Below are 1,498 nucleotides of genomic sequence, written 5' to 3'. Positions count from 1 at the left end.
TTTTTTGAACGCCATGTCGAATCGGACACGGGCTACTTCTCCTGGTCATCGTCCGACAAGGGGAAGCAGGACGAAGCGGTTCAGCACACGGAAATATCGGCCAGAAAGCTGAGTATCACCACGGCGAACGGGGTTGTGGTCCAATACAGGGAGACCGGAAACGTCCGGCAGGACATAGAACAGCTGGCGCAGGCCCCGGGCCTTGGCTGGATGGGCGAGCTGCTCAAGCGTGACGACGTCAACTGGCAGGCCGTGCAGGAAGCCCACGACCAGTGGAAGCACGAGGATGGCGGCATTGGAGGGCCGGGTGTGCAACTGGTGGCCCTGGCAATCGCAGTGGCGCTGACGGTGACCGGGGTGGGAGCGGCCTTTGCGACAGCGCTGACCGGCATCAATACGGCAACAGGAGCCGCGGCAACGGCCGCGACTGCAAGCGCCACGGCGGGAGCAACGACGGCAGCGAGCCTGACGGCGACACAATTGGCCGTTCACTCTGCCGTGGCGGCCGGCTTCAACTCCCTTGTCACCCAGGCCACCGTGCAACTCGTCGCCAACCAAGGCGACGTTGGCGCGGTGCTCAAGGCCATGACGACCGAGGACACAGTCCGTTCCTTGGCTACGGTCATGCTGACGGCGGGTCTGACGAGTGGGCTCATGAGTGCGACGGACGTGGCCAATGATCCCGGTTTGCTGAGTCAGGCCAAGGACATGACCGCAACCATGAAAGTTCTCAGCACGGCTCTGGAACGTACGGCCATCCAGGCGGGCGTGTCGGCAGGTGTAAATACCGCTATAAATGGCGGAGATCTGGGAAAAAACTTCGCGAACAGCCTGCGTACGGCCGCCGTGATCACCCTTGGGGCGCAGGTCGCCGGTGAAATCGGTTTGGCCACACGAGAAGGCGATCTCAACTATGTCACCAACAAGATAGCCCATGCAGCACTGGGCGCAGCCATGGGTGAGGCGTTAAGCGGCGATGCGGCGGCCGGAGCCATTGGGGCCGTGGTCGGGGAGATGGCGGCGGAGGCTTTTGTCCAACGATTCGTTTACAGTCAGATCGATAATCCAGAAGCCCTGATGAATCTGACGGATGAGGAAGCGCTCCAACTGAAGGCTGATCTCGTCCGGCTTGAGTCCACCGGCGTGGACATGGGCAGGCTTGCCGCGGGCATTGCCGCCGCCTTGGCGGAACGGGATATCGATACGGCCGCGACGACCGGCGGCAATGCGGCTGAAAACAACGCATTTTTTGTGATTCCGGTGCTCCTTGAGTTCATGGACAAAGGGCTCCAAGCGTATGATGCGTACCGACTTGCCAAGGCCATTGATGCGGGCGATACGGACGAGGCAGCCGACATAGCCTCCGAAATCGCCCTGGGCGCCGCAACGGACGCAATCCCCGCCAATGTGGTGGCCATCAAGATTGTAAGCGCTGTCGAAAAATTCGGACTCGCGGGGTTGGGTGCGAAGATTGTTGGGAAGTTTGGGGATGAGGCGG

At 61.3% G+C, this 1,498-nt stretch carries 1 protein-coding gene; it reads left to right on the top strand.

What is annotated here, in order from left to right:
- On the top strand, nucleotides 1–1,498 hold a 1,498-nt coding region (locus H4684_RS20475), incomplete at both ends, for a DUF637 domain-containing protein (protein ID WP_192625174.1).

Origin of the sequence: Desulfomicrobium macestii (assembly GCF_014873765.1) — a bacterium.
GTDB classification, from domain to species: Bacteria; Desulfobacterota; Desulfovibrionia; order Desulfovibrionales; family Desulfomicrobiaceae; genus Desulfomicrobium; species Desulfomicrobium macestii.
Note: the sequence above shows the minus strand (reverse complement) of the source record. Positions and strands in the feature narration are given on the sequence as shown.